At 65.4% G+C, this 5,869-nt stretch carries 4 protein-coding genes and 1 pseudogene; 2 read left to right on the forward strand and 3 right to left on the reverse strand.

The genetic code is table 11. The features are described from left to right. The coding region (locus tag Q0C59_RS18050) for a 7TM diverse intracellular signaling domain-containing protein (RefSeq protein ID WP_291218140.1) at positions 1-1,167 on the forward strand (1,167 nt) is incomplete at its 5' end. 13 nt (positions 1,168-1,180) lie between these two features. Here Q0C59_RS18050 and Q0C59_RS18055 read toward each other — a convergent pair. The 3 genes from Q0C59_RS18055 to metK all read right to left on the reverse strand — a co-directional run bounded on the left by Q0C59_RS18055 (position 1,181) and on the right by metK (position 5,432). Continuing rightward, complete coding sequence (locus Q0C59_RS18055; RefSeq protein ID WP_291218142.1) at positions 1,181-1,972, reverse strand: SDR family oxidoreductase; 792 nt, start codon at positions 1,970-1,972, stop codon at positions 1,181-1,183. A gap of 43 nt (positions 1,973-2,015) precedes the next feature. Next, the gene (locus Q0C59_RS18060) at positions 2,016-4,064 is read right to left on the reverse strand and encodes a PAS domain S-box protein (protein WP_291218144.1); all 2,049 of its coding nucleotides are present in this window, start codon (positions 4,062-4,064) and stop codon (positions 2,016-2,018) included. 186 nt (positions 4,065-4,250) lie between these two features. Beyond that, positions 4,251-5,432 (reverse strand): methionine adenosyltransferase, encoded by a 1,182-nt coding sequence (metK, locus tag Q0C59_RS18065; protein ID WP_291218146.1) that lies wholly within the window; start codon positions 5,430-5,432, stop codon positions 4,251-4,253. 183 nt (positions 5,433-5,615) lie between these two features. Between metK and Q0C59_RS18070 the strand changes: the two are divergent. After that, a pseudogene (locus tag Q0C59_RS18070) lies at positions 5,616-5,869 on the forward strand (lysophospholipid acyltransferase family protein); the annotation flags it as partial.

The raw sequence follows: 5,869 nt of genomic DNA on the forward strand, positions 1-5,869 counted from the left end.
CGCCAGTGGACCTTCCTCTTGGTGGGCGGTTACCTGGGTTTCGGGCTGCTGGTGCTCTTCCTGGGTTGGGTGCATGCCCGGCTGTACGCGGACCGGGCATTCATTGCCTACTGCTGTTATGTGGCTTGCATGCTGGGATTTCAGGCCGCCTTCACCGGTGTCGGGGGCTTGTTCTTCTGGCCCGATCACCCGGCCTGGAACGACGCGGCGCCGCCCGTGTTCATGCTCTGGTTGACCGCCTCGGGCATCTGGTTCGTGCGCGAGGTCTGCGTGGTCTCGCGACACAGCCGCGGGGTTGACCGTTTTGTGCTGGCCTGGTCGGTGTTCGGCCTGTTGTTCCCGGCGGCTTACCTGCTGCTGCTGAACCGGCCAGCCTTCATCGTGCTCAACCTCTACGGCCTGCTGTCGGTGCTGCTGAGCTTTGGTCTGTGCGTCTGGACCTGGCGCCGCGGCGAGACCTACGCGGGCTGGATGGCGCTGGGCTTCCTGCCGGTGCACCTGGCGTATCCCTTTCCGGCGCTGCGCAGCGCCGGCGTGCTGCCGGACAGCTGGGCGACGCAGTACGCAGTGTTGATTGGCTCGGCGATCGAGATCCCGCTGTTGCTCTACATCCTGCATCGTCGCGCCAAGGACTTCAGCGAGAACCGCGCCCGCCTGCGCGCCATTGAAAGCACCGATCCCTTGACCGGTTTGACGATTGCGCCGGTGCTGATGTTGCGCCTGCGCGATGCGCTGCGCCGGGCACGCCGCTACAGCCACCGCTTCGGTCTTGTGCTGGTGGAGCTGTCCAACCACGCCGCCATCGTCGAACGCGAGGGGCGCGAGGCGGGGGACCGGGCGCTGGTGGTGACGGCTTCGCGCCTGTCGGCCGTGGTGCGCGATGTGGACACGGTCTGCCGCATCGCCGAAACGCGCTTCGCGGTACTCGTCGAAGGCCCCGAAGACCTCAAGCTGCTGGGGCAGCACATCGTGGCCAAAGGGCTGGAGCGGGTTCCCCAGCTGCCCTCCGACCTGGCCTTGCGTTTTCGCCTCGTCTCGGCAGCTCTGCCTGACGAAGCGGACGGATCGGTGGACGACGCCCGCCTGATGGAGCGCCTGAACCACGCGCTGGACCGACTCGCGGACGATCCGCGCAAGGTGGTGTTGCACCTGCCTCAGGTGGTCTGAGTCCCGCTCCGATTCAGAAGTGGGCGAGGTAGCCGCCGTCCACCACCAGGGTGTGCCCGGTCACGTAGCTGGCCGCCGGTGACGCCAGGAACACGGCGGCCCCGGCGATCTCGTCGGCCTGGCCCCAACGGCCTAGCGAGGTGCGTTGCTGCAGCCAGGCCAAGGTCTGTTCATCGCCTGTCATGGTGGCGTTGGCCTCGGTGGCAAAAAAACCCGGCGCGATGGCGTTGACGTTGATGCCCTGTGGGCCGAGTTCGGCCGCGAGCGCCCGGGTGAGGGCTTCGAGCGCGCCTTTGCTGGTGGTGTAGGCGGCGTCGCCGGCGCGCGCGATCGGCCCGGCAATGGAAGTCACGTTGATGATGCGGCCGAAGCCCTGTGCCCGCATGGGTAGGGCGGCCTCGCGGCACAGGTGCCAGGCCGAGACAAGGTTGGCCTCCAGCAGATCGCGCAAGGCTTGGGCGGGCAGTTGCTCCAGCGGTTGCCGGCGGCGCTGGCCCACGTTGTTGATCAGGATGTCCAGGCGGCCGCTCGTGGCCAGCACGCGGGCCACGGCTTGGGTGGCCGCGGCCTCGTCGGTCACGTCGAACGGCAGCACATGGAGCAGCGAACCGTTGGCGGTTTCGCTGGCGTGCTCCACGGCCGCGCGCAGGCTTTCAGCGTCTCGTCCATTGAGCCAGACCTCGGCGCCGTGGGCGGCGAGTGCCGAGGCCATGGCCAGGCCCAGGCCACGGCTGGCGCCAGTGACCAGGGCCACGCGGCCTTGCAGGGAGAAGAGGGGGGTGAGCGTCGGGCTGGAAGGGTTCACGCGAGAATTATCGGCGGGCACCCAGCCCGCCGAGCGACGTGTCTCAAGCCGTGAGTTCGGCCATGGCGGATTGCGGGAAGGCCAGATCAGGCTCCACGGTCTCCAGTGGCAGCGTGAAGTAGAAGGTACAACCCGCGCCCGGCGCCGTTTCCGACCAGATACGACCACCGTGGCGGTCGATGATGCGCTGCGCCAGGGCCAGGCCCGTGCCGGTCCCTTCGAAGTCCATCGAATGGTGCTGGCGCTGGAACATCACGAACAGGTTGTGCGCTTTTTCCAGATCGAAGCCGGCACCGTTGTCGCTTACGTAGAAAGTGCGGCCCCCCAAAGGATTGACCTTCCAGCCCACCTTGATGACGGCATCGCTGCGCTTGGCGGTGTACTTCACCGCGTTGTCGAGCAGGTTGCCCCAGGCCTGGGCCAGCAGCATGGCGTCGCCACGCACCATGGGCAGGTCCTGGTCAACCGTCCATTCGATGGTGCGGTTCGGATGTTCCTGTTTCAGGTGGGCGATCACGCCATGCAACAAGGGCGCCATCGGCACCGGTTGCGATTCCAGCGCCACGCGGCCCAACCGCGCGTATTCCAGCAGGCCTTCGATCATCAGGCTCATGCGCTTGGACGCCTTGGCAATGGAGGTCTGGTACTGGCGGGCCAGGTTGTCGGTGGACTCGCCGGTCTGCTCCTGCAGCAGGCTCACGAAGCTGGCGATGTGGCGCAGCGGCGCGCGCAGGTCGTGCGAAACCATGTGCGAGAACACGTCCAGGTCCTTGTTCGCGGCCACCAGCTGTTGCGTGCGTTCGGCCACGCGTTTTTCCAGCTCGCGGTTGAGGTCGTTCATCACGTCCTCCAGACTCTTGGCCGCGGTCATGTCGCGCGTGATGCTGGACAAGCCCTGCAGTTCGCCCACTTCGTTGCGCAAGGCGGTTAGAACGGTGTGCGCCCAGAAGCGCGAACCGTCCTCGCGCAGGCGCCAGCCGCGCGACTCCCACTGGCCGTGCTCCTTGGCCAAACGCAGCACCTGACCGGGATCGACCTCGTCCTCGCCCGCGTTGTCGGTGCACAGGAGGGTCTCGTAGGACTGACCCACGATCTGCGAGCGCTGGTGGCCATGCAGGCGCTGGGCGCTCTCGGTCCAGTCGACCACCGTGCCGGCCTCGTCCACAAAGTAGATGCAGTAGTCCTGGATGGCATCGACCATCAGGCGGTAGCGTTGCTCGCTGGCAAACAGCTCCTCGGAGCGTTCGCGCACACGTTCTTCCAGATCCTGGTTGGCGTGCAGCACAAACTCTTCGGTGCGGCGGCGCTCGGTGATGTCGTGCAGCTCGATGAAAAGACCTTCTATTTCACCGTTCTGCACGTCCGGGATGTAGTGGATTTCGAAGTAGTTTTTGCCACCGTCTGCGCTTGTGCGCTCGGCTTCAAAGTTCTGCGCCTGGCCGCCCAGTGTGGCCAGCACGCGCGTCATGATTTCGGGCAAGAGCTCGGGCCGCACCACTTCGCTCAGGTGCGAGCCCACCATGTCTTTGGGCTTCTTGCCGTAGCGTTGGGCGTGCGCATTGTTGGCAAAGCGGCAGACGAGATGCTTGTCGTAGTAGGCCAGGCGGGCTGGAATGCGGTCGGTGATGCTGCGCAGGATGGCGTCTTGCGGCGCATCAGCACTGTGGCCGGCGGGCACATTGCCCAGGTCGGCCACCATCGTGCTGGTGTGCAGGAAGCGGCCTTCGGCGTCGTAAACGGCGGTGGAGGTGAGGCGGGCCTGCAGAAAGTCGCCGTTGGCGCGGCACAGCGACAGCGTGAGTGGCTCGGTGCGGCCGCTGATCAGCAACTGCTCCACATGCTGTGAGGCCGCCTCGCGCGACGCGGGCGCAGCCAGATCGGTCAGCTTCCTGAACATCACCACTTCGTCACGGTCTGTGCCCAGCCAGTCCAGCAAGGTCTGGTTGATGTTGACGCATCGCAGCTCGGCGTCGAGTGCCAGCAGGCCGCAGGGCGCGTTGTCGTACAGGGCGCGGGCGGCGCTCAAGGCGGCCAGCAGTTCGTCGGTGATGGGTGCCAGCTGCTGCTCAGTGGTCGGTGCAGAGGTGTCCATGGTGGAAGGCTCCAGGTCGGTTCGGATCGGGGCAAAACATTGCGCGTACTTCCTTATCGGACGCTGGTGGCAAAAATTCAACTGGGTCCGATCACCGGAATGCGGGGTGGACCCGGTGCATTTCCGGCGAGAAAAAGCCCCGGGGCTTGCGCACCGGGGCTCTGGCGTTGTCTTGTAAGTGAATGCTTACAGTCCGGCGGCCTTTTTCAGGGCGGCGGCGCGGTCGGTGCGCTCCCAGAAGAACTCGGGCTCCTCCCGGCCAAAGTGGCCGTAAGCGGCGGTCTTGGTGTAAATCGGCCGCAGCAGGTCCAACATCTGGATGATGCCCTTGGGACGCAGGTCAAAGTGTTCATTCACCAGGGCTGCGATCTGCTCGTCGGGAATCACACCCGTGCCTTCCGTGTAAACCGTCACGTTCATCGGGCGGGCCACGCCGATGGCGTAAGCCACCTGGATCTGGCACTGCTTGGCCAGGCCGGCGGCCACGATGTTCTTGGCCACGTAACGCGCGGCATACGCCGCCGAGCGGTCCACCTTGGAGGGGTCTTTGCCCGAAAAGGCACCACCGCCGTGGGGGCAGGCGCCGCCGTAGGTGTCCACGATGATCTTGCGACCGGTAAGGCCACAGTCGCCCTGCGGGCCACCGATGACAAAACGGCCGGTCGGATTGATCAGGAACTTGGTGTCCTTCAGCCATTCCTTGGGCAGCACCGGCTTGATGATCTCCTCGATGATGGCTTCATTGAACGAAGCCTTCATCTTGGTGGGCGTCTCGCTCTGGTCGGGGCTGTGCTGGGTGGACAGCACCACGGTGTCGATGCTGTGCGGTTTGCCGTTCACGTAGCGCATGGTCACCTGGCTCTTGGCGTCAGGCCGCAGGAACGGCAGTCGGCCGTCCTTGCGCAACTGGGCCTGGCGCTCCACGAGGCGGTGCGCGTAGTAGATGGGCGCGGGCATCAGCTCGGGCGTCTCATCGCAGGCGTAGCCGAACATCAGGCCCTGGTCGCCAGCGCCAGTGTTCAGGTGGTCGTCGCTGGCGTGGTCCACGCCCTGGGCGATGTCGTTGCTCTGCTTGTCGTAGCAGACCATGACCGCGCAGCCCTTGTAGTCGATGCCGTACTCGGTGTTGTCGTAGCCGATGCGCTTCAGGGTGTCGCGCGCCACCTGGATGTAGTCCACATGTGCGTTGGTCGTGATCTCGCCGGCCAGCACCACCAGACCGGTGTTGCACAGCGTTTCGGCGGCCACGCGGCTGCGGGGGTCCTGCTCAAAAATTGCGTCGAGGATCGCGTCGGAGATCTGGTCGGCAACCTTGTCGGGGTGGCCTTCAGAGACGGATTCGGAGGTGAAAAGAAAGTCGTTCGCCATGGTTAAACTCCAAGTTGGTTGATCGGCGTTGCCGGTCACTCAGAGTTCGGCGAACGCTTTAGCGGAATTTATGAATCGCCCCGCAATTAGTTCAGTAACTCGGCGATGCGCGGATTCTAGACCAAGCCCCATGCCCTGACTGTCCCCCGGACACCTTGTGCCCGGGGCCATCCCCCCAACGCCTTGGCCTCGCTAGTCCACATCCTCTTTCGCACCCTGAGCCTGCTGCCGCTGCCGCTGTTGCACGCCATGGGCTGCGCATTGGGCTGGCTGAGTTTCCTGATCTCCGGTCGGTACCGGCACCGTCTGCTGGCCCATGCCAGGCAGGCGGGTTACCCGCTGCGCACGGCTTTGGCATCAGTGGGCGAGGCGGGCAAGCTGGTGGCCGAGCTCCCGCGCCTGTGGCTGGGCCGCCCGGTCCGGGTGGGCTGGGAAGG

It is taken from the genome of Hydrogenophaga sp., from assembly GCF_022844385.1.
Taxonomy (GTDB): Bacteria; Pseudomonadota; Gammaproteobacteria; order Burkholderiales; family Burkholderiaceae_C; genus Hydrogenophaga.

Bases quoted from the DNA above. Each gene is read 5' to 3' on its own strand.
- metK (WP_291218146.1), bottom strand. From the start codon at position 5,432: ATGGCGAACGACTTTCTTTTCACCTCCGAATCCGTCTCTGAAGGCCAC.
- Q0C59_RS18060 (WP_291218144.1), bottom strand. From the start codon at position 4,064: ATGGACACCTCTGCACCGACCACTGAGCAGCAGCTGGCACCCATCACC.